This is a genomic window from Streptomyces sp. WMMB303, assembly GCF_029351045.1.
Classification (GTDB): Bacteria; Actinomycetota; Actinomycetes; order Streptomycetales; family Streptomycetaceae; genus Streptomyces.
The window spans coordinates 6214427-6232918 of record NZ_JARKIN010000001.1; the positions used below are offsets into that span (position 1 = coordinate 6214427).

The following is an 18492-nucleotide window of genomic DNA, read 5'->3' on the forward strand; positions in this document are numbered from 1 at the left end:
CTCTCGATTAACGTCCGCTTGCAGGACCGTGCTCAGAACTTGAGCCCGGCCTCGCGGGCGGCGTCGGCCAGAGCGGCAATCCGCCCTGCGTACTTGTTGCCACCGCGGTCGAACACGACAGCCTCGACACCCGCGGCCTTCGCACGCTCGGCGACCAGGGCGCCGACCTGCTGGGCCTGGGCGCTCTTGTCGCCCTCGCCACCGCGGACCGAACCGTCCAGGTGCGACGCCGAGGCCAGCGTGTGGCCCGCGAGGTCGTCGATCACCTGCGCGGTGATCCCGCGGTTGGTGCGGGTCACCACCAGACGGGGGCGCTCGGGCGTGCCCGAGACCTTCTTCCGGATGCGGATGTGCCGGCGCTTGGCAGCGGAGCGCTTGTAGGCGTCGCCCTTGGCGATCTTCACGCCGTATGCCATGGCTTACTTACCAGCCTTTCCGACCTTGCGGCGGATGACCTCGCCCGCGTACTTCACGCCCTTGGCCTTGTAGGGGTCGGGCTTGCGCAGCTTGCGGATCTTCGCGGAGACCTCACCGACCCGCTGCTTGTCGATGCCCTCGACCGTGAACTTGGTCGGGGACTCGACCTTGAAGGAGATCCCCTCGGGGGCCTCCACCAGGATCGGGTGGCTGTAGCCCAGCGAGAACTCCAGGTCGGAGCCCTTGGCCTGGACCCGGTAGCCGACACCGCTGATCTCGAGGTTCTTGCTGAACCCGTTGGTCACGCCAGTGATCATGTTCGCCACCAGCGTGCGGGACAGGCCATGCAGGGCCCTGTTCCGGCTCTCGTCGTTCGGACGGGTGACGACGAGCGCGCCGTCCTCGCCCTTGGCGATCTCGATGGGCGCGGCAACGGTGTGCGAGAGAGAGCCCTTCGGGCCCTTCACCGCGACCGTCTGGCCATCGATGGTGACGTCCACACCGGCGGGAACCTGGATGGGGAGCTTGCCGATACGCGACATTGCTTTACCTCCGTTCCCTTCCGTTACCAGACGTAGGCGAGGACTTCCCCACCCACGCCCTTCTTCTGAGCCTGCTTGTCGGTCAGCAGACCGTGCGACGTGGAGATGATCGCCACGCCCAGGCCGCCGAGCACCTTCGGCAGGTTGGTGGACTTTGCGTAGACCCGCAGACCCGGCTTGGAGATCCGCTTGATGCCGGCGATCGAGCGCTCGCGGTTCGGGCCGAACTTCAGCTCGAGAACGAGGTTCTTGCCGACCTTGGCGTCCTCGGTCTTCCATCCGGTGATGTAACCCTCCTGCTGGAGGATCTCCGCGATGTGCGACTTGATCTTGCTGTGCGGCATCTCGACGGCGTCGTGGTACGCCGAGTTCGCGTTCCGCAGACGAGTCAGCATGTCTGCGATGGGATCGGTCATGGTCATGTGATGGCCTTCGGCCTCTCTCGCCGGGGTTTCCCTGTCTGCGTCGTCCCTCTCCCCGTCCGCCGGCCTTGCGGCCGACGACGGGACGGGTGCGTCGCGGGGGACCTACGGCGTAGTAAGCGACTTTTCAGCTTACCGAGAGTCCTGGCCCGCCCGTCGTCCGATCGCCGCCCCTGTGGGGCGCCTTTCGGGCGACAGAATGAGCGGGATTACCAGGAGCTCTTGGTCACGCCCGGCAGCTCGCCACGGTGCGCCATCTGGCGGAGGCACACGCGGCACAGGCCGAACTTGCGGTAGACGGAGTGCGGACGGCCGCAACGCTGGCAGCGCGTGTAGGCACGCACCGCGAACTTGGGCTTGCGGCCGGCCTTGGAGATCAGGGCCTTCTTCGCCATGGTCAGTTCTCCTTGAACGGGAAGCCGAGGTGACGAAGCAGGGCGCGGCCCTCATCGTCGGTGGTCGCCGTGGTGACCACGGTGATGTCCATGCCCCGGACCCGGTCGATCTTGTCCTGGTCGATCTCGTGGAACATGACCTGCTCCGTGAGACCGAAGGTGTAGTTGCCCCTGCCGTCGAACTGCTTGGGCGACAGACCGCGGAAGTCGCGGATGCGCGGCAGCGCGAGGGACAGCAGGCGGTCCAGGAACTCCCACATCCGGTCGCCGCGCAGCGTCACGTGGGCGCCGATCGGCTGGCCCTCACGCAGCTTGAACTGCGCGATGGACTTGCGGGCCTTGGTGACGGCGGGCTTCTGGCCGGTGATCGTGGCAAGGTCCTTGATGGCACCCTCGATCAGCTTGGAGTCGCGGGCGGCGTCGCCCACACCCATGTTGACCACGATCTTGGTCAGCCCGGGGATCCGCATGACGTTGTCGTAGGCGAACTCGTCCTGCAGCTTGCCCTGGATCTCGGCGCGGTAGCGCTGCTTGAGGCGGGGGGCCTCAGAGGTGGTGGCAGTCATCAGATGTCCTCACCGGTCCGCTTGGCAACGCGGATCTTGTTGCCTTCGTCGTCGAAGCGGTACCCGACGCGGGTCACGACCTTCTTGCCGTCCGCTTCCACGATCAGCTGAACGTTGCTGACGTGGATCGGGGCCTCGGTCGTCACGATGCCGCCGGTCTTCGAACCGCGGGCCGTCTGACCGGCCTTGGTGTGCTTCTTGACCCGGTTGACACCCTCGACCAGGACGCGGTCCTCGCGGGGGTAGGCCACGATGACCTTGCCCTGCTTGCCCTTGTCCTTGCCGGTGATGACCTGAACCAGGTCGCCCTTCTTGATCCTCATGGTCACAGCACCTCCGGCGCGAGCGAGATGATCTTCATGAACTTCTTCTCGCGCAGCTCACGACCGACCGGGCCGAAGATGCGGGTACCGCGAGGGTCGCCGTCGTTCTTGAGAATGACGGCGGCGTTCTCGTCGAACCGGATGTACGAGCCGTCGGGGCGGCGGCGCTCCTTGACGGTGCGCACGATGACAGCCTTGACGATGTCGCCCTTCTTCACGTTCCCGCCCGGGATCGCGTCCTTGACGGTAGCGACGACGACGTCACCGATGCCCGCGTAGCGCCGACCCGAGCCGCCGAGCACACGGATGGTGAGAATCTCCTTCGCACCCGTGTTGTCGGCGACGCGAAGCCGGGACTCCTGCTGGATCACGTCTATCTCCTGTATGTCTGCCGGTTCCCGGCAGGGATCTCGCGATCCCTGCCGAGCCTGGCGGAACGAACCTGCGGGGATACCCCCTCAGGCAGCTTCTCCGGGACTCCCCAGAAGGGAGGTCCTACTTGGCCTTCTCGAGGATCTCGACGATGCGCCAGCGCTTGGTGGCGGACAGCGGCCGGGTCTCCATCAGGAGGACACGGTCGCCGACACCGGCAGCGTTCTGCTCGTCGTGCGCCTTGAGCTTGTTGGTACGGCGGATGACCTTGCCGTACAGGGCGTGCGTGACGCGGTCCTCGACGGCGACGACGACGGTCTTGTCCATCTTGTCGCTGACGACAAGACCCTGCCGGGTCTTGCGGAAGCCGCGCTCCTGCTGTGTCTCAGTCACATTCGTCTCGCTCATCAGGCGCTCTCCACCGTCTCGATGCCCAGCTCGCGCTCACGCATCAGGGTGTAGATCCGGGCGATGTCCTTGCGGACGGCCTTGAGCCGGCCGTGGTTCTCGAGCTGCCCGGTCGCCGCCTGGAAGCGGAGGTTGAACAGCTCTTCCTTGGCTTCGCGGAGCTTGGAGACAAGCTCCTCGTCGCCCAGCTCGCGCAGCTCGGACGCCTTGGTTCCGGCCGCCATCACGCGTCACCTGCCTCGCGCCGCACGATGCGGCACTTCATCGGAAGCTTGTGAGCAGCGCGGGTGAGCGCCTCACGAGCAATCTTCTCGTTCGGGTAGGACAGCTCGAACATCACGCGCCCCGGCTTGACGTTCGCGATCCACCACTCGGGCGAACCCTTACCGGAACCCATGCGGGTCTCGGCGGGCTTCTTGGTCAGCGGGCGGTCGGGGTAGATGTTGATCCACACCTTGCCGCCACGCTTGATGTGACGAGTCATGGAGATACGAGCGGCCTCGATCTGCCGGTTCGTCACGTAGGCACCGGTCACAGCCTGGATGCCGTACTCACCGAACGCGACCTCGGTACCGCCCTTGGCCATACCCGTGCGCTTCGGGTGGTGCTGCTTGCGGTGCTTGACCCTGCGCGGGATCAGCATGGGTCAGCTCTCCTTTCCTGAAGCGCTCGGCTCGGCAGCGGCACCGGCCGGCGCGGACTCCGTCTTGGGAGCCTCGGCCGAACCCTGGCCCTGCGGCTTGCGACCGCGACGCTCGCCGCCCCGACCACGGGGACGGTCGTTGCCACCGCCGCGCGACGGGCGATTGCCCGCGCGGGCCGCGGCGTTCTCGGCGCGCACCTCGGAGATGTTCTTGACATCGCCCTTGTAGATCCACACCTTCACACCGATGCGGCCGAAGGTCGTACGGGCCTCGAAGAAGCCGTAGTCGACGTTGGCGCGCAGCGTGTGCAGCGGGACCCGGCCCTCGCGGTAGAACTCCGAGCGCGACATCTCGGCACCGCCGAGACGGCCGCCGCACTGGATCTTGATGCCCTTGGCACCGGCCTTCATCGCCGTCTGCATGCTCTTGCGCATGGCGCGGCGGAAGGAGACCCGGGAGGAGAGCTGCTCGGCGACCGCCTGGGCGACGAGCTGCGCGTCCGTCTCGGGGTTCTTCACCTCGAGGATGTTGAACTGGATCTGCTTGCCGGTGAGCTTCTCCAGGTTGCCGCGCAGCCGGTCCGCCTCGGCGCCGCGGCGGCCGATGACGATGCCCGGACGGGCGGTGTGGACGTCGACGCGGACGCGGTCACGCGTGCGCTCGATCTCCACCTTGGAGATGCCCGCCCGCTCCATGCCCTGAGTGAGCATGCGGCGGATCGAGACGTCTTCCTTGACGTAGTCCTTGTAGAGCTTGTCGGCATACCAACGCGACTTGAAGTCGGTGGTGACGCCGAGCCGGAACCCGTGCGGGTTTACCTTCTGGCCCATTACCGGGTTCCTTCCTTGCTGCTCACGACCACGGTGATGTGGCTCGTCCGCTTACGGATCCGGTAGGCGCGGCCCTGGGCGCGCGGCCGGAACCGCTTCAGGGTCGGGCCCTCGTCGACGTACGCCTCGGAGATGTAGAGGCTGTCGGCGTCGGTGTGGTCGTAGTTGTGCGCGGCGTTGGCGATGGCGCTGTCGAGCACCTTGCCGACCGGCACGCTCGCGGCCTGCGGGGCGAAACGCAGGACCGCCTGAGCCTCCGTGGCGTCCATGCCACGAACAAGGTCCACCACCCGGCGGGCCTTCATGGGCGTGACGCGCACATAGCGCGCTGAGGCCCTGGCTTCCATGGTTGTCCCTTCGGTGTCAGTCATAGTCTTCGCACCCAGCCGTTCAGCGACGACGCGACTTGCGGTCGTCCTTCACGTGGCCGCGGAAGGTGCGGGTCGGCGCGAACTCGCCGAGCTTGTGGCCGACCATCGACTCGGTGACGAACACCGGGACGTGCTTGCGGCCGTCGTGCACCGCGATCGTGTGGCCCAGCATGGCCGGGACGATCATCGAGCGGCGAGACCAGGTCTTGATGACGTTCTTGGTGCCCGCGTCGTTCTGGCCGTCCACCTTCTTGGCGAGGTGGTCGTCGACGAAGGGCCCCTTCTTGAGACTGCGCGGCATCTAAACCCGCCTCCTAGCGCTTCTTGTTCGTCTTGCGGCGGCGGACGATGTACTTGTTGCTGGCCTTCTTCGGCGAGCGCGTACGCCCCTCCTTCTGACCCCACGGCGAAACCGGGTGGCGGCCACCGGAGGTACGACCCTCACCACCACCGTGCGGGTGGTCGATCGGGTTCATGACCACACCGCGGACGGTCGGGCGGACGCCCTTCCAGCGCATGCGGCCGGCCTTGCCCCAGTTGATGTTCGACTGCTCGGCGTTGCCGACCTCGCCGACGGTGGCGCGGCAGCGGACGTCGACCAGCCGGATCTCACCGGACGGCATACGCAGGTGGGCCATCCGGCCCTCCTTCGCCAGCAGCTGCACCGAGGCACCGGCCGAGCGGGCGAACTTGGCGCCGCCGCCCGGCTGCAGCTCGATCGCGTGGATCGTCGTACCCACGGGGATGAAGCGCAGCGGCAGGTTGTTGCCCGGCTTGATGTCGGCGCCCTGGCCGTTCTCGATGCGGTCGCCCTGCTGGATGCCGCGCGGGGCGAGGATGTAGCGCTTCTCGCCGTCCGCGTAGTGCAGCAGCGCGATACGCGCGGTGCGGTTCGGGTCGTACTCGATGTGCGCGACCTTCGCCGGCACGCCGTCCTTGTCGTGCCGACGGAAGTCGATCACGCGGTAGGCGCGCTTGTGGCCACCACCCTGGTGGCGCGCAGTCACACGACCGGCGTTGTTACGGCCGCCCTTGCTGTGCAGCGGGCGGACCAGCGACTTCTCCGGCGTGGACCGCGTGATCTCGACGAAGTCGGCGACGGATGAGCCGCGACGGCCCGGAGTCGTCGGCTTGTACTTGCGGATACCCATTTCTCAGTCCTCGGAAGATTCCGGACTTCTGAACGACCTGGCCCCCGTCAGGAGGCCGGGCCGCCGAAGATGTCGATTCGGTCGCCCTCGACAAGGGTCACGATGGCGCGCTTGGTGTCCGCGCGCTTGCCGTAACCGGTGCGGGTGCGCTTGCGCTTGCCCTGGCGGTTGATCGTGTTGACCCCGGCGACCTTGACCGAGAAGACCTCTTCGACGGCCTGCTTGATCTGGGTCTTGTTCGCACGCGGGTCGACGATGAACGTGTACTTGTTCTCGTCCAGCAGCGCGTAGCTCTTCTCCGAGACGACCGGCTTGATCAGCAGGTCGCGCGGGTCGGAGAAGACCTTGCTCGGGTCGGCCGGCGCGATCGGGCCCGGACCGTCGGCGGCCCGGCGGGCGGCCTTGGCGACGCGGGCGGCCTTCGCGGCCTTCGCTGCCTTGGAGGCAATGCTCGGGTGTCGCGTAGCCATCAGGCGTCGCTCCCTTCGGTGTGGGCCTGCGGGCCAGCAACGAAGGACTCGAGCGCGGCCTGGGTGAAGACCACGTCGTCCGAGACGAGCACGTCGTAGGTGTTGAGCTGGCCCGGCTCCAGGATGTGTACCTGGGGCAGGTTGCGGGCGGACAGCCAGGCGGCCTCGTCGGAGCGCTCGGCGACCAGCAGCAGGTTCTTCCGCTCGCTGATCCGGCCGAACAGGTTCTTCGCGGCCTTGGTCGAGATCTCGCCCTCGACCACGCCGGAGACGGCGTGGACGCGGCCGTGGCGGGCCCGGTCGGAGAGGGCGCCACGCAGCGCGGCGGCCTTCATCTTCTTCGGGGTCCGCTGCGAGTAGTCGCGCGGCACCGGGCCGTGTACGACGCCACCGCCGGCGAACTGCGGCGCGCGGGTCGAGCCCTGGCGGGCGCGGCCGGTGCCCTTCTGGCGGTACGGCTTCTTGCCGCCGCCGCGGACCTCGCCGCGAGTCTTGGTCTTGTGCGTGCCCTGGCGGGCCGCTGCCAGCTGGGCGACGACGACCTGGTGGATCAGCGGAACGCTGACCTGCACGTCGAAGATCTCCGCGGGGAGCTCGACGGTCCCGGTCTTGTCGCCGGCCGGCGAAAGGATGTCAATGGTGCTCATCGGTTCCTCAAGCCCCCTTGGCCGCGGTACGGACCAGGACGAGGCCGCCGTTCGGACCGGGGACTGCGCCCTTGATGAGCAGCAGACCCTTCTCCGCGTCAACGGCGTGGACGGTCAGGTTCTGGGTGGTGACCCGCTCGTTGCCCATCCGGCCGGCCATGCGGGTGCCCTTGAAGACACGGCCCGGGGTGGCGCAGCCACCGATGGCGCCCGGCTTGCGGTGGATGCGGTGCGCACCGTGGGACGCCTTGCCGCCGCGGAAGCCGTGGCGCTTCATGCCGCCGGCGAAGCCCTTGCCCTTGGAGTTTCCGGTGACGTCGACCTTGATGCCGGCCTCGAAGGTGTCCGCGGTCAGCTCCTGGCCGAGCGTGTACTCGGACGCGTCGGAGGTGCGGAGTTCCACCAGGTGGCGGCGGGGGGTGACGTCGGCCTTGGCGAAGTGGCCCTTGAGGGGCTTGTTCACCTTGCGCGGGTCGATCTCGCCGAAGGCGATCTGGACGGCCTCGTAGCCGTCCCTGTCTGCGGTGCGGACCTGGGTCACGACGTTCGGACCGGCCTTGACGACGGTCACGGGGACAACGCGGTTGTTGTCGTCCCAGACCTGGGTCATGCCGAGCTTCTCGCCCAGGACGCCCTTGATCTGCTTAGCCATCTCTACGACACCCCTCAGAGCTTGATCTCGATGTCGACGCCGGCCGGGAGGTCCAGGCGCATCAGCGAGTCAACGGTCTTGGGAGTCGGGTCGAGGATGTCGATCAGACGCTTGTGGGTACGCATCTCGAAGTGCTCGCGCGCATCCTTGTACTTGTGCGGCGACTTGATGACGCAGTACACGTTCTTCTCTGTGGGCAGCGGCACCGGGCCGGCGACCGACGCGCCAGTACGCGTCACCGTCTCGACGATCTTCTTCGCCGAGTTGTCGATGACCTCGTGGTCGTAGGCCTTGAGCCTGATGCGGATCTTCTGTCCCGCCATGGCTACTTCGTAGTCCTGTCTCTCGTAACGCTCCGGAACCCGTGGGCTCCCACCCTCACTCGACCCACGCGGTCGGGCGTGTCGGCTTCCTTCTCGCAGTTCTCCGCAGCAGTACTCCGCCGAGGTTCCGCGGACGCATACGCAATCCGTCCGCGATCCACATGAGGAAGGAGCCGGGGGAGGAATCCCACCGGGTGCCTGGCTGGAAGCCCCTCCTACGCTTCCCGGAAGATTCCCGTACTTCCGCCCCTGACGAGGGGCGACGAATACCTGGGACTCGCTTCCGGTCCTCCCGGCGGGAGGCGCGCAGCATCGGCACTCAACCGAGCAACCTGGACAGTGTGCCACAGAGGCCAGAGCGGTAGCCAATCGGGCCACTAGCACATCAGGCCCCGGACTGCGGAATGAGGGGCAGCTCACACGTGGTGTGCCGCACATCGGTGGGTGCCGGGGCGTCCGGAGATCCGGAACGCCTTGTCGATCGTACCGGCTGCCCCGCGTACGCCCCAGCGCTTCACAACCTGCCCGCGCCTCGGGGCGCACTCTCGAACCGGTCGGCGCTTCGGTGCACCCACCCTCTTCCGGGGTGGCCCGCTCCCTCATGGGCAGTCCGCACTCCCGCGAACCCCTGACAGCGCGACTACCTGCAAGTAGGGTCACGCGGGCCGGGAGACCCGTCCGCGGCCGGCCCGCACCACCGCGCGGCGGTTCGCCACATACCCGCCGGCCCGACCCGATCCGGTCGGGCCCGACGTCTACACGGCGGACCGGTCGGGCCGACGCGAGCCGGACCGACGACACGGCCCGCACCGGGTCCGCGCCCCGGCATCCGCCGAGGAACGGAGTGCCCATGCCCCGCGAATTCACCGTGTCCCGCAGCATCCGCATCGACGCGGCACCCCAGGCCGTGTACGAGCAGATCAGCCGGCCCGCCCGGATGGGCCGTTGGAGCCCGGAGAACCTGGGGGCGACCGTGCCCGGCGGGGACGAGCCCGCCGAGGTGGGCACCGTCTTCGAGGGCCGCAACAAGCGCGGCGTCTTCCGCTGGACCACGCGCTGCACGGTGACCGAGGCCGACCCGGGCCGCCGCTTCGCCTTCCGCGTGCACGCCATCGGCCTGCGGCACCCGAAGCTGAAGTCCCCCATCGCCACCTGGGAGTACCGCTTCCACCACACCGAGGGCGGTACGAAGGTCACCGAGACCTGGACCGACGACCGGCGCTCCTGGCCGGACCCGGTGGCCGGGGTCTTCGACCGGATCGCCACCGGCGGCAGCACCTTCGCCGCCTTCCAGATCCGCAACATCGAGCGGACGCTGCGCAACCTCAAGCGGGAGTTGGAGCAGCGGCCCGAGGCGTGACGCCGGGCGTCACGCCATCCGACTGCCAGGGTGCCTGCCGGCCCGTCCTCCCATCCAACGCCCCCCTTCTCCCGACCGCGGCCCGGCCGATCCACTCAGCGGCTCCGCCTGCCGGACCTCCGCCCCGACGTGCACAGGCAAGGAGTTGATCACCTAGTGGAGTGAGGGTGTGGCATTGCGTCACCATTCGGTCCTTGCTTCAGTGGAAAGCGAGGCGGTAGCGCAGGGACGCACACACCGAGGGGGAACGGGGATGATTTCCGAGGAGATCGCTGCGATGCGGGCGGGCACGGGGGATCCCGGCAGGCTTCTGGGGGAGTTCCGACGCGCAGCCGTACTGGCGCCGAAAGCCGCCGGGGGACGGCTGCTGACCCGAAGTTTCGGCGGAGTGCGCTGGATTCTCGCGTTCACCGACGAGGCGGCCCTGGCCCGGTTCGCCACGGCGCCGGGCAGGGGCCGCGTACCGGGGGGCCGCGAAGGGGAGTACGTCACCGTACTGGGCGCGCGGCTGCTTGATGTCGTCATCCCTGCTCTCGACGGACCCACGGGTGTCGCGGTCGACATCGCGGACGAGGACGGCTCCATGCTCCTCCCACCCGCGCCCGGGATCGTGCCGGATGCCGCGGCGGTGCAGGGCGCGGGTGAAGGGGGAGACCGCTGATGGGGGACGGCACAGGCAGGGACGACATCAACTGGAACACAGAGTCCCTGAATCTGATCGAGAACGGTCTCAATGGCGCCATCGAGGAGCTCAGGGCATCCGGCGGCGACGCGACGGATGCCCTGCAGGGCGCGGGCTTCGAGGAACTGGCGCTGACCGGCATGGAAATGGGCCACCACGAGCTGTCCGTCGGCTTCGAGGACTTCTGCGAGCAGTGGGAGTGGGGCATACGCGCCCTGGTTCAGAACGCCAACGCCCTCGCCCAGAGGCTCGGCCTCTCCGCAGGCATGGCGTACGAGGAGGACCAGTACGCGGCCGGGGCACTCAAGATCGGCCTCAACTCGCTGACCGGCAATCCGCATGCCACCGAGGAAGAGATCATCAACAGTGAGTGGGGGGACCTGGTCGCGCCCTACAAGCCCGACTACAGCATGGACTCCTTACGCCAGGCCAGAGCGGACATCGGGCAGGACTGGCAGGACACCGGGCGCGCACTGACTGCCGAGGGCCGCGGCGGCATGTACACGGACTGGGCACAGAACCTCACCGGGGTGAGTGACGAAGAGGTCGAAGCGCAGCGGGTCGCATGGTTCGGCCCGTCGCCGGAGGAACGGGCCACAGCCGCGCAGCCGGAGAATGAGGGGGGCCGTGGCTGATGGGTTGGGACGATTTGATACCCGACGGCATGGAGGACGCGGGCGAGGACTTCCTCGAGGGCGCCGGCGACCTCGTCGAGGGCGCCGGCAACTGGACCGGCGACCGGCTGGACGACGTCGGCTGGGAGAGCGGCGGCGACTGGGTGCGGGAACAGTCCCGCTCGGCGGCGAACGCGATGGGCGCCGAGGTAGCCGAGTTCCAACTGGACGAGACGGCGGACCCGAAGAAGCTGGTCTACGGCAGCCCGAGCAAGATCCGCTCGACTGCCGAGCACATCACCAACCTCAAGAGCGCCTTCGACAACGTTGCCAAGGGCCTCAAGGGCTTACACAAGGGATCCCTGAGGGGAAGGGCCGCCGACGCCTTCTGGGATGCGGTCGGCTTGGAACCGGTCAAGTGGACCAAGGCCGCCGATGCCTGCGAGAAGGCAGCAGGAGCGCTGGAGGACTTCGCCGGCACGGTGGAGTGGGCCCAGGGCCAGGCGCGCGAGGCGATCGCCAAGTACAAGGACGACAAGAAAGACGCCGCCGAGGACCAGCTGAAGGAAGCCCGCACTCAGCGCAACACCGCTGCGAGCGTCGCCCAGAGCGCGGTCAAGGATGCCCGGGACGCTGCTCCACCTACACCGGACTACTGGGAGCAGGCCAACGACGGCCTCACCGGACTGCGCCTTGACCTCGACCACGTCGCAGGCGGCGTCATCAAAGGTACCGCCGGGCTGGTCAACTTCGTCCGCAGCGTCAACCCCACCGACCCCTACAACATCACCCACCCCGGCGAGTACGTCACCAACCTCAATTCGACCGCAACCGGTCTGCTGCGCGTCGCCAATGACCCGGTCGGCACCGGCCGGCAGATGTGGGACACCTTCCAACGGGACCCCGCCGAGGGCGTGGGCCGCCTGATTCCGGAACTGTTCGGCACCAAGGGCACCGGTATGGCAACGAGGGCCGCTCGGGCAGCACGGGTGGCGCGGGAAGCCGGCGAGGCTCGAAGAGCTCTCAGAGGCAGGGGCAGGGAACCCTCCAGCACGCCTCCGAGGGAGCGCGTCGCCAACGGCACCGACCCCGTCGACCTGGCGACAGGGCTGATGTTCCTGCCGCAGTCCGACCTGACCCTGCCGGGCACCCTGCCGCTCACGTTCACCCGCCACGTCGCGTCCGGCTACACGCTCGGCCGCTGGTTCGGTCCGTCCTGGAGCTCCACGGTGGACCAGCGGCTGGAGGTCGACCCGGAAGGTGTCGTCTTCATCGCGGAGGACGGCCGCCTGCTCACGTTCCCGCACCCAGCTCCTGGGGTTCCCACCCTGCCGTCGGCGGGCTCCTCCCGGATGCCGCTGGAGCGCACCCCGGACGGCGGCTACACACTGACGGAACGGGAGACGGGCCGGGTACGGCACTTCGCCCCGCCGCAAGGGGGCACTTCGGAGGACGGCACGGCCCGGATCGAGCAGATCACGGACCGCAACAGCAACAGCATCACCTTCGAGTACGACGAACAGACCGGCGCGCCCCTGCGCCTCGTCCACAGCGGCGGCTACGTGGTGCGGCTGACGGTCGAGGACGACCGGGTGACCGCGCTCTCCCTGGCCGGTTCCGAGACCGACACGACGGTGCTGCGCTACGCCTACACCGACGGCAACCTGACCGACGTCACGGGCTCCTCCGGGCTGCCGCTGCGCTTCGAGTACGACGACGAGCAGCGCGTGGTGTCCTGGACCGACACCAACGACCGCCGCTACGACTACGTCTACGACAACCTCCACCGCGTCATCGCCGAAGGCGGCACAGCGGGCCACATGCAGGTCCGTATCGACTACGACGGTGTGGACGAAGCAACCGGCCACAAGGTCACCACGGTGACGACCGCGGCCGGACACTCCACCCGCCATCTGTTCGACGAGCAGGGCCGGGCGGTCGGCGAGATCGATTCCCTGGGCCACCGGACGCGGACGGAACGGGACGACCACAACCGCCCGCTGTCCCACACGGACGCGCTGGGCCGCACCACGTCCTTCACGTACGACGCGGCAGGCCACCTCGCCGCGGTCGCACGCCCGGACGGCACGCGCACCGCGATCACCCGCGACGCGCTGGGGCTGCCGGTCACCACGACCGGCCCGGACGGCACGGCCTGGCGCCTGGAGTGGGACGCGTACGGCAACCGGACCTCGGTGACCGATCCCGCGGGCCACACCACCCACTACACCTACGACGGCCGGGGCCGGCTGGCGACGGTGACGGACGCCCTCAGCGCGACGACACGGATCCGCTGCGACGCGGTGGGCCTCCCGCTGGAGATCACCGACCCGCTGGGCGCGACCACCCGCTACGAACGCGACGCCTTCGGCCGCCCGGTGCGCCTGGTGGACCCGCTGGGCGCGCGGACCACGCTGACCTGGACGACCGAAGGGCGGCTCGCCTCCCGCACGACACCCGACGGCGCCACGGAGCGCTGGGAGTGGGACGGCGAGGGCAACTGCACCCTCCATGTGGACGCCGCGGGCGGCGAGACCCGGTACGAGTACACCCACTTCGACATGCTGGAGGCCCGCACGGGCCCGGACGGCGTGCGCTACGAGTTCGCGTACGACGCCGAGCTGCGCATGTCGCGGGTGACCAACCCCCAGGGCCTGACCTGGGACTACACCTACGACCCCGCGGGCCGCCTGGTCGCGGAGACGGACTTCGACGACCGCACGCAGCAGTACGAACTGGACGCGGCCGGCGAACTGATCCGCCGTACGACACCGCTCGGCGAAGAGATCAGCTACGAGCGGGACGCACTGGGCCGCACCCTCCGCAAGGACGCGGCGGGCGCGGTGACGACGTACGCGTACGACCCGGCAGGCCGCCTCCTGGACGCCGTCGGCCCGGACGCGGAGCTGCGCTACCAGCGCGACAAGTTGGGCCGAGTCAAAACGGAACTGGTCAACGGCCGAGCCCTCACCCACACCTACGACGCCCTGGGCCGCCGCACCCGTCGCACCACCCCGACCGGCGCCGTCTCCACCAGCACCTACGACGCGGCGGGCAACCGCACTTCGCTCACGGCCTCAGGCCGCACGCTGGACTTCACCCACGACGCGGCAGGCCGCGAGACGGAGCGCCGCATCGGAACGGAGGGCCTCACCCTCTCCCAGGTGTGGGACCCGGCGGGCCTCCTGATATCACAATGCGTAGCGGCTCAAGAAACCATTCAGCAGCGCAGTTACGCATACCGTTCCGACGGCTATCTGACGAGCGTTGACGACCTCCTGACAGGTCGTGCGGCCTTCGACCTGGACGCGGTCGGCCGCGTCACGGCCGTCCACGCTCGCGGCTGGACGGAGCGCTACGCCTACGACGAGGCGGGCAACCAGACCGAGGCCAGCTGGCCCGCCACCCACGCCTCCCCCGAGGCCATCGGCCCGCGTGTGTATGAGGGCACCTCGATCCGGACAGCGGGCAAGGTCCGCTACGAACACGACGCAGCGGGCCGCACCACCCTCCGCCAGAAGACCCGCCTCTCGAAGAAACCGGACACCTGGCACTACACCTGGGACGCCGAGGACCGGCTCACCCAAGTCGTCACCCCGGACGGCACGGTCTGGCAGTACGCCTACGACCCCCTGGGCCGCCGCACGGCCAAGCACCGTATGACGGCGGACGGTGAGCAGGCCGAATCGGTCCTCTTCACCTGGGACGGCCCCACCCTCATCGAGCAGACCACCGCCGCGCCCGACCTCCCCCACCCGGTCACCCTCACCTGGGACCACAAGGGCTTCACCCCCCTCGCCCAGACGGAACGCCGCACCGACGAGTCCACCCAGCAGGAAATCGACTCCCGCTTCTACGCCATCGTCACCGACCTCGTCGGCACCCCGACCGAGCTGGTCTCCGAATCGGGCGACATCGCCTGGCGCACCCAGTCCACCCTCTGGGGCACCACCACCTGGCACACCGACAGCACCGCCTACACCCCCCTCCGCTTCCCCGGCCAGTACTACGACCCGGAAACGGGCCTCCACTACAACTACTTCCGGTACTACGACCCGGAAACCGCGCGGTACACGGCGCCCGACCCGCTGGGGCTTGAGGCAGCTCCCAATCCGGTCGGATACGTCATGAATCCGACCGTTTGGCTCGACTCACTCGGCCTTGCGCCCGACTATCCGGACCGCCCAGGGTTCGTTGAGCGGGTAAAAGATAAATTTCGCCCCCAGGGGTATCGAACCGACCAGATTATGCGTGCTCAGCGCCAACCCACACGACTCGGCGATCTGAACGAAATTGACACACCAGACCTAGGCGATCCGCTCAAAACAGGCATGCTGCGAAGCCTGGATGACGAGACTCTTCTTCGTGCCATCAACGATCCCGACGGGATCGGCCACGTGGTGACGGTCCATGACAACGCGGTAGTTCAGGGAAACCATCGCATCGCTGAGGCGTTGTCCCGGATGAGAGACCCCGCCAATCCGAATATCACCCCCGAGACGATCGTGCAGATCTTGGGAAGAGGAGGGAACCCGTGAGGAGACTTCATCCGCGCGTACATGATCGAACCCGTGTGGCCTCGCCTTTCGGTTGGCCCGTACCGGGAGAAGTCCGCCACGTTGACACTCGCACGCTGCGGCGCCTAGTCGCCGAAGCGGAGAAGGCCGGCTTCAGTCGCACCGGAAAACGCATCGATACAAGCACAGGCGAAGACACCAGATATCTACTCATGCCAGTACTCCCAGAGAGTGTCCCAACCGACAGCTGGATTTGCGTTCTCCTGGCATATGACCCAGCAGTCGCGGGCAGGAAGCACTCGACCCTTTACCGCATCCCCCATCGCCTGGACGTGGCACCCCGCACTTATGAAAAACTGAAGACACTCTCACGAAGACAGAAGAATCAGCTTCTACACACCCTCATCTGGGAACAATTGAATACAAAACAATAACCCTCCGTGCGCTAAAAGGGTACGGCATGATGGCCGACGCCTGCTTACTTCACCCTGCGAGAAGCAGGGTGCACAGACGTGCGATACCGAGCCTGGCGTGGTGAACACCAGAAAACCAATTTCCACCCCGATCACTTGCAGCCCACCCCGGTGCAGCGAAGACACTCGGCCGTCAGGTAGAAGGCTTCGAGGAAGACTTGGCTCGAGCACCGGTACACAATCGTTCTGCGCGGCAACCTCGCAAAGTTCTCCGCCGATAGAGAAATACGCGACTTCTTGCTGAAGTCCCGGGACCGCGTACTGGTCGAAGCAAGCCTCTTAAACCGCATCTGGGGCATTGGCTTGGCTGCGGACGACGAACGAGCTTCTTCACCCTCGCTGTGGAAAGGTCTGAATCTGCTGGGGTTCGCGCTGATGGAGACTCGAAATACACTGTTGTCACGTTGAAACAGAAAGAGCGATGCTGAGTCGTCCCAGGAGTCCATCGGCGCATCCCTCGTCGGCCGACCTCTTCCGATCCCAGATCGCTCCAAGCTTCGTACTCCCCAAGAACGGCTAAATGGCCGCGCCGGCTCAGGCCGTGACGACCGTGCCGGCCGTGACCCCGTGGGCGAGCCGGATGAGGGCAGATTTCAAGCGGGCCGTCGAGATGCCTCGGCCGCGCTGATGGAGGAAGACCTCGGGGGCCAGCGGCGCCAGGAGCGTGTCCGCGAGCGCCTCGGGGTCGGACGTGTCCGCCTCCCGCAGGAGCGCCAGCACGTGGGCGCGCCAGAAGCCGTAGGCGCCGACGGCGAAGCGTTCGGCGCCGGTCTCGGCCCCGAGGACGAGATGGCTGTGCTGCTCCAGTAGGTCGATCATGGCTGCCAGGAAGGCCGCAAGCCGCTCCCCCGGTGCTGCGCCGGGGCCCAGTGGCGGTGCGCCCCGCAGCAGTTCGCCCTGCAGTGCGTGCTCGTGCTCGTCCAGGAGTGCCGCCGCGATGGAGGCGATGTCCGGGTAGCGCCGGTAGAGCGTGCCCCGACCGATTCCGGCGGTGCGGGCGATGTCCTCCATCGTGACCGCGCGCGGATCCCCCTCTGCGAACAGTTCGGACGCCGCGGAGAGGACTTTCGCCCGGTTCCGCGCCGCGTCCGCGCGCTCCCTGGGCCGTTTCGGCTCCCCCGGTCTCGCCGGGTCCCCGAGCCTCGCCGGGTCCCCGGACTGCTCGGGCTCCTTGGTCTCCACGGCATCAGCCTACGTCAGCCCGGCGGAATAACCGGACGGAGCGTCCGGTTATGCTGACCACAGCTGAACCGGACACGGTGTCCGGTTCCCTCTTCCGAGGCAGGAGCCTTCCCATGTCCACCACCGCCACCCGGCCGACGACGCCCCCCGTTCCGCAGACCCTGCTGCACCTCGACGCCAGCGCCCGCCGCCGCTCCTTCAGCCGCGAGCTCGGCGACGCCGTCGCCGACGCCTGGCGGTCCTCCCACCCGGACGGCACCTACCTCCACCGCGACCTCGCACTCACCCCCGTTCCGCAGATAGGCGAGGCGTGGACCGAGCTGTGCGACTACGTACTGGAACACCGGATCACCGACACCGCCCGCTACCGCGAAGCCGTGCGCACCCCGGCCCAGGCCGACGCCTGGGCGATCGTCGAGCCGCTGCTCGCTGAACTCGTCGCCGCCGACGTCGTACTGATCGCCGCGCCCATGTACAACTTCTCCGTCCCCGCCTCGCTCAAGGCGTGGATCGACCAGGTGACGTTCCCCAAGATGTCGCTGGCCGGCCGGCGCTTCGTCGTCGCCTACGCACGCGGCGGTGCGTACGGGCCGGGCACCCCGCGCCAGCCGTACGACCACCAGGAGCGCTACCTGCGGGACTTCTTCCCCGGCCACTTCGCCGTCCCCGAGGAGGACATGACCTTCCTCGGCACCGAATTGGTCAACTCCCTCACCGATCCCGCACTCGCCGCCCGCCGCGAGGCCCACGACGCCTCCAGGGCCGCCGCGCTGGCCGCTGCCCGGACGGTCGGAGCAGCGCTGTGAGCTGGCTGCTGCTCGTCGCGGCCGGGCTGGTCGAGGTCGCCTGGTCGCAGAGCATCAAACCCACGGCCGGCTTCACCCGTCCGCTTCCCACGCTGGTGTGCTTCACGCTCGCCGCCGTCGCGGTCTACCTGCTCTCCCTGGCGATGCAGGGGCTGCCTGTCGGGACGGCCTACGCCGCGTTCACCGGAATCGGTGCCCTCGGCGCCATCACCCTCGGCATCGTCGTGCACAAGGATCCGGTGACCACCGGTCGCCTTCTCGCCCTCGCCCTGATCGTGGGCGGCGTCGCACTGGCCCGCGCGACCTCGCCGGAAGGCTGAGCTTT

The 18492-nt window shown here is 68.1% G+C and carries 26 protein-coding genes; 7 read left to right on the forward strand and 19 right to left on the reverse strand.

Annotated features, from left to right (window positions below):
• Positions 1 to 32 precede the first annotated feature (32 nt).
• The 18 genes from rplR to rpsJ form a co-directional block, all read right to left on the reverse strand.
• Positions 33 to 416 carry a 50S ribosomal protein L18 gene (gene rplR / locus P2424_RS26985; RefSeq protein ID WP_075002196.1) on the reverse strand — a complete coding sequence of 128 codons (384 nt, stop codon included), beginning with the start codon at positions 414 to 416 and terminating at the stop codon, positions 33 to 35.
• Positions 417 to 419: 3 nt separating this feature from the next.
• Positions 420 to 959: a 50S ribosomal protein L6 gene (gene rplF / locus P2424_RS26990; protein WP_276478298.1), complete on the reverse strand. Its 540-nt coding sequence runs from the start codon at positions 957 to 959 to the stop codon at positions 420 to 422.
• A 23-nt stretch (positions 960 to 982) separates the two neighbouring features.
• Positions 983 to 1381 carry a 30S ribosomal protein S8 gene (gene rpsH / locus P2424_RS26995; RefSeq protein ID WP_019354938.1) on the reverse strand — a complete coding sequence of 133 codons (399 nt, stop codon included), beginning with the start codon at positions 1379 to 1381 and terminating at the stop codon, positions 983 to 985.
• 209 nt (positions 1382 to 1590) lie between these two features.
• Positions 1591 to 1776, reverse strand: coding sequence for a type Z 30S ribosomal protein S14 (locus tag P2424_RS27000; protein ID WP_019354939.1), 186 nt, complete (start codon positions 1774 to 1776; stop codon positions 1591 to 1593).
• 2 nt (positions 1777 to 1778) lie between these two features.
• Positions 1779 to 2342 (reverse strand): 50S ribosomal protein L5, encoded by a 564-nt coding sequence (gene rplE / locus P2424_RS27005; protein WP_019354940.1) that lies wholly within the window; start codon positions 2340 to 2342, stop codon positions 1779 to 1781.
• Complete coding sequence (gene rplX, locus P2424_RS27010; protein WP_026004359.1) at positions 2342 to 2665, reverse strand: 50S ribosomal protein L24; 324 nt, start codon at positions 2663 to 2665, stop codon at positions 2342 to 2344. The genes rplE and rplX overlap by 1 nt, the downstream gene beginning before the upstream one ends.
• Positions 2666 to 2667: 2 nt before the next feature.
• Positions 2668 to 3036, reverse strand: a complete 369-nt coding sequence (rplN, locus tag P2424_RS27015) for a 50S ribosomal protein L14 (protein WP_019354942.1) — start codon at positions 3034 to 3036, stop codon at positions 2668 to 2670.
• A gap of 124 nt (positions 3037 to 3160) precedes the next feature.
• Positions 3161 to 3445 carry a 30S ribosomal protein S17 gene (rpsQ, locus tag P2424_RS27020; protein WP_019354943.1) on the reverse strand — a complete coding sequence of 95 codons (285 nt, stop codon included), beginning with the start codon at positions 3443 to 3445 and terminating at the stop codon, positions 3161 to 3163.
• Entirely contained in the window at positions 3445 to 3669 is a 225-nt protein-coding gene (rpmC, locus tag P2424_RS27025) for a 50S ribosomal protein L29 (RefSeq protein ID WP_016473420.1), read from the reverse strand. The genes rpsQ and rpmC overlap by 1 nt, the downstream gene beginning before the upstream one ends.
• Positions 3669 to 4088, reverse strand: a complete 420-nt coding sequence (rplP, locus tag P2424_RS27030; RefSeq protein ID WP_019354945.1) for a 50S ribosomal protein L16 — start codon at positions 4086 to 4088, stop codon at positions 3669 to 3671. The genes rpmC and rplP overlap by 1 nt, the downstream gene beginning before the upstream one ends.
• Positions 4089 to 4091: 3 nt before the next feature.
• A complete protein-coding gene (gene rpsC / locus P2424_RS27035; protein ID WP_019354946.1) occupies positions 4092 to 4919 on the reverse strand; it encodes a 30S ribosomal protein S3 in 828 nt (275 codons plus the stop codon).
• Entirely contained in the window at positions 4919 to 5266 is a 348-nt protein-coding gene (rplV, locus tag P2424_RS27040; protein ID WP_075002198.1) for a 50S ribosomal protein L22, read from the reverse strand. Before rplV ends, rpsC begins: the two co-directional genes overlap by 1 nt.
• Before the next feature lie 43 nt (positions 5267 to 5309).
• Positions 5310 to 5591, reverse strand: a complete 282-nt coding sequence (gene rpsS / locus P2424_RS27045; protein ID WP_019354948.1) for a 30S ribosomal protein S19 — start codon at positions 5589 to 5591, stop codon at positions 5310 to 5312.
• 13 nt (positions 5592 to 5604) lie between these two features.
• The gene (gene rplB / locus P2424_RS27050) at positions 5605 to 6441 is read right to left on the reverse strand and encodes a 50S ribosomal protein L2 (RefSeq protein ID WP_075002199.1); all 837 of its coding nucleotides are present in this window, start codon (positions 6439 to 6441) and stop codon (positions 5605 to 5607) included.
• Between the two features lie 47 nt (positions 6442 to 6488).
• On the reverse strand, positions 6489 to 6911 hold the full coding sequence (gene rplW, locus P2424_RS27055) for a 50S ribosomal protein L23 (protein ID WP_276478299.1): 423 nt from the start codon (positions 6909 to 6911) through the stop codon (positions 6489 to 6491).
• The gene (gene rplD, locus P2424_RS27060; protein ID WP_075002201.1) at positions 6911 to 7558 is read right to left on the reverse strand and encodes a 50S ribosomal protein L4; all 648 of its coding nucleotides are present in this window, start codon (positions 7556 to 7558) and stop codon (positions 6911 to 6913) included. Before rplD ends, rplW begins: the two co-directional genes overlap by 1 nt.
• Before the next feature lie 7 nt (positions 7559 to 7565).
• Positions 7566 to 8210, reverse strand: a complete 645-nt coding sequence (rplC, locus tag P2424_RS27065) for a 50S ribosomal protein L3 (RefSeq protein WP_075002202.1) — start codon at positions 8208 to 8210, stop codon at positions 7566 to 7568.
• A 14-nt stretch (positions 8211 to 8224) separates the two neighbouring features.
• Positions 8225 to 8533 carry a 30S ribosomal protein S10 gene (rpsJ, locus tag P2424_RS27070; protein ID WP_016909683.1) on the reverse strand — a complete coding sequence of 103 codons (309 nt, stop codon included), beginning with the start codon at positions 8531 to 8533 and terminating at the stop codon, positions 8225 to 8227.
• Positions 8534 to 9383: 850 nt separating this feature from the next.
• On the opposite strand from rpsJ, the gene P2424_RS27075 reads away from it, so the two are divergent.
• The 5 genes from P2424_RS27075 to P2424_RS27095 all read left to right on the forward strand — a co-directional run bounded on the left by P2424_RS27075 (position 9384) and on the right by P2424_RS27095 (position 16587).
• Positions 9384 to 9893, forward strand: coding sequence for an SRPBCC family protein (locus P2424_RS27075; RefSeq protein ID WP_276478300.1), 510 nt, complete (start codon positions 9384 to 9386; stop codon positions 9891 to 9893).
• A 253-nt stretch (positions 9894 to 10146) separates the two neighbouring features.
• Positions 10147 to 10554: a hypothetical protein gene (locus P2424_RS27080; protein WP_276478301.1), complete on the forward strand. Its 408-nt coding sequence runs from the start codon at positions 10147 to 10149 to the stop codon at positions 10552 to 10554.
• Positions 10554 to 11210: a hypothetical protein gene (locus P2424_RS27085; protein ID WP_276478302.1), complete on the forward strand. Its 657-nt coding sequence runs from the start codon at positions 10554 to 10556 to the stop codon at positions 11208 to 11210. Before P2424_RS27080 ends, P2424_RS27085 begins: the two co-directional genes overlap by 1 nt.
• Entirely contained in the window at positions 11210 to 15727 is a 4518-nt protein-coding gene (locus P2424_RS27090) for a putative T7SS-secreted protein (RefSeq protein ID WP_276478303.1), read from the forward strand. The genes P2424_RS27085 and P2424_RS27090 overlap by 1 nt, the downstream gene beginning before the upstream one ends.
• Positions 15728 to 16365: 638 nt before the next feature.
• A complete protein-coding gene (locus P2424_RS27095; protein WP_237735752.1) occupies positions 16366 to 16587 on the forward strand; it encodes an NADAR domain-containing protein in 222 nt (73 codons plus the stop codon).
• A gap of 126 nt (positions 16588 to 16713) precedes the next feature.
• Here P2424_RS27095 and P2424_RS27100 read toward each other — a convergent pair whose 3' ends face one another.
• Entirely contained in the window at positions 16714 to 17361 is a 648-nt protein-coding gene (locus tag P2424_RS27100) for a TetR/AcrR family transcriptional regulator (RefSeq protein WP_276478304.1), read from the reverse strand.
• Positions 17362 to 17474: 113 nt separating this feature from the next.
• Between P2424_RS27100 and P2424_RS27105 the strand changes: the two genes are divergently transcribed.
• The gene (locus tag P2424_RS27105; RefSeq protein ID WP_276478305.1) at positions 17475 to 18167 is read left to right on the forward strand and encodes an NAD(P)H-dependent oxidoreductase; all 693 of its coding nucleotides are present in this window, start codon (positions 17475 to 17477) and stop codon (positions 18165 to 18167) included.
• Entirely contained in the window at positions 18164 to 18487 is a 324-nt protein-coding gene (locus P2424_RS27110) for a multidrug efflux SMR transporter (RefSeq protein WP_276478306.1), read from the forward strand. The genes P2424_RS27105 and P2424_RS27110 overlap by 4 nt, the downstream gene beginning before the upstream one ends.
• Positions 18488 to 18492: the final 5 nt, after the last annotated feature.

Excerpts from the sequence above, each read along its gene's own strand:
- rplR (WP_075002196.1), bottom strand. The coding sequence starts at position 416 with ATGGCATACGGCGTGAAGATCGCCAAGGGCGACGCCTACAAGCGCTCC.
- rplF (WP_276478298.1), bottom strand. The coding sequence starts at position 959 with ATGTCGCGTATCGGCAAGCTCCCCATCCAGGTTCCCGCCGGTGTGGAC.
- rpsH (WP_019354938.1), bottom strand. The coding sequence starts at position 1,381 with ATGACCATGACCGATCCCATCGCAGACATGCTGACTCGTCTGCGGAAC.
- P2424_RS27000 (WP_019354939.1), bottom strand. The coding sequence starts at position 1,776 with ATGGCGAAGAAGGCCCTGATCTCCAAGGCCGGCCGCAAGCCCAAGTTC.
- rplE (WP_019354940.1), bottom strand. The coding sequence starts at position 2,342 with ATGACTGCCACCACCTCTGAGGCCCCCCGCCTCAAGCAGCGCTACCGC.
- rplX (WP_026004359.1), bottom strand. The coding sequence starts at position 2,665 with ATGAGGATCAAGAAGGGCGACCTGGTTCAGGTCATCACCGGCAAGGAC.
- rpsQ (WP_019354943.1), bottom strand. The coding sequence starts at position 3,445 with ATGAGCGAGACGAATGTGACTGAGACACAGCAGGAGCGCGGCTTCCGC.
- rpmC (WP_016473420.1), bottom strand. The coding sequence starts at position 3,669 with ATGGCGGCCGGAACCAAGGCGTCCGAGCTGCGCGAGCTGGGCGACGAG.
- rplP (WP_019354945.1), bottom strand. The coding sequence starts at position 4,088 with ATGCTGATCCCGCGCAGGGTCAAGCACCGCAAGCAGCACCACCCGAAG.
- rpsC (WP_019354946.1), bottom strand. The coding sequence starts at position 4,919 with ATGGGCCAGAAGGTAAACCCGCACGGGTTCCGGCTCGGCGTCACCACC.
- rplV (WP_075002198.1), bottom strand. The coding sequence starts at position 5,266 with ATGGAAGCCAGGGCCTCAGCGCGCTATGTGCGCGTCACGCCCATGAAG.
- rpsS (WP_019354948.1), bottom strand. The coding sequence starts at position 5,591 with ATGCCGCGCAGTCTCAAGAAGGGGCCCTTCGTCGACGACCACCTCGCC.
- rplB (WP_075002199.1), bottom strand. The coding sequence starts at position 6,441 with ATGGGTATCCGCAAGTACAAGCCGACGACTCCGGGCCGTCGCGGCTCA.
- rplW (WP_276478299.1), bottom strand. The coding sequence starts at position 6,911 with ATGGCTACGCGACACCCGAGCATTGCCTCCAAGGCAGCGAAGGCCGCG.
- rplD (WP_075002201.1), bottom strand. The coding sequence starts at position 7,558 with ATGAGCACCATTGACATCCTTTCGCCGGCCGGCGACAAGACCGGGACC.
- rplC (WP_075002202.1), bottom strand. The coding sequence starts at position 8,210 with ATGGCTAAGCAGATCAAGGGCGTCCTGGGCGAGAAGCTCGGCATGACC.
- rpsJ (WP_016909683.1), bottom strand. The coding sequence starts at position 8,533 with ATGGCGGGACAGAAGATCCGCATCAGGCTCAAGGCCTACGACCACGAG.
- P2424_RS27075 (WP_276478300.1), top strand. The coding sequence starts at position 9,384 with ATGCCCCGCGAATTCACCGTGTCCCGCAGCATCCGCATCGACGCGGCA.
- P2424_RS27080 (WP_276478301.1), top strand. The coding sequence starts at position 10,147 with ATGATTTCCGAGGAGATCGCTGCGATGCGGGCGGGCACGGGGGATCCC.
- P2424_RS27085 (WP_276478302.1), top strand. The coding sequence starts at position 10,554 with ATGGGGGACGGCACAGGCAGGGACGACATCAACTGGAACACAGAGTCC.
- P2424_RS27090 (WP_276478303.1), top strand. The coding sequence starts at position 11,210 with ATGGGTTGGGACGATTTGATACCCGACGGCATGGAGGACGCGGGCGAG.
- P2424_RS27105 (WP_276478305.1), top strand. The coding sequence starts at position 17,475 with ATGTCCACCACCGCCACCCGGCCGACGACGCCCCCCGTTCCGCAGACC.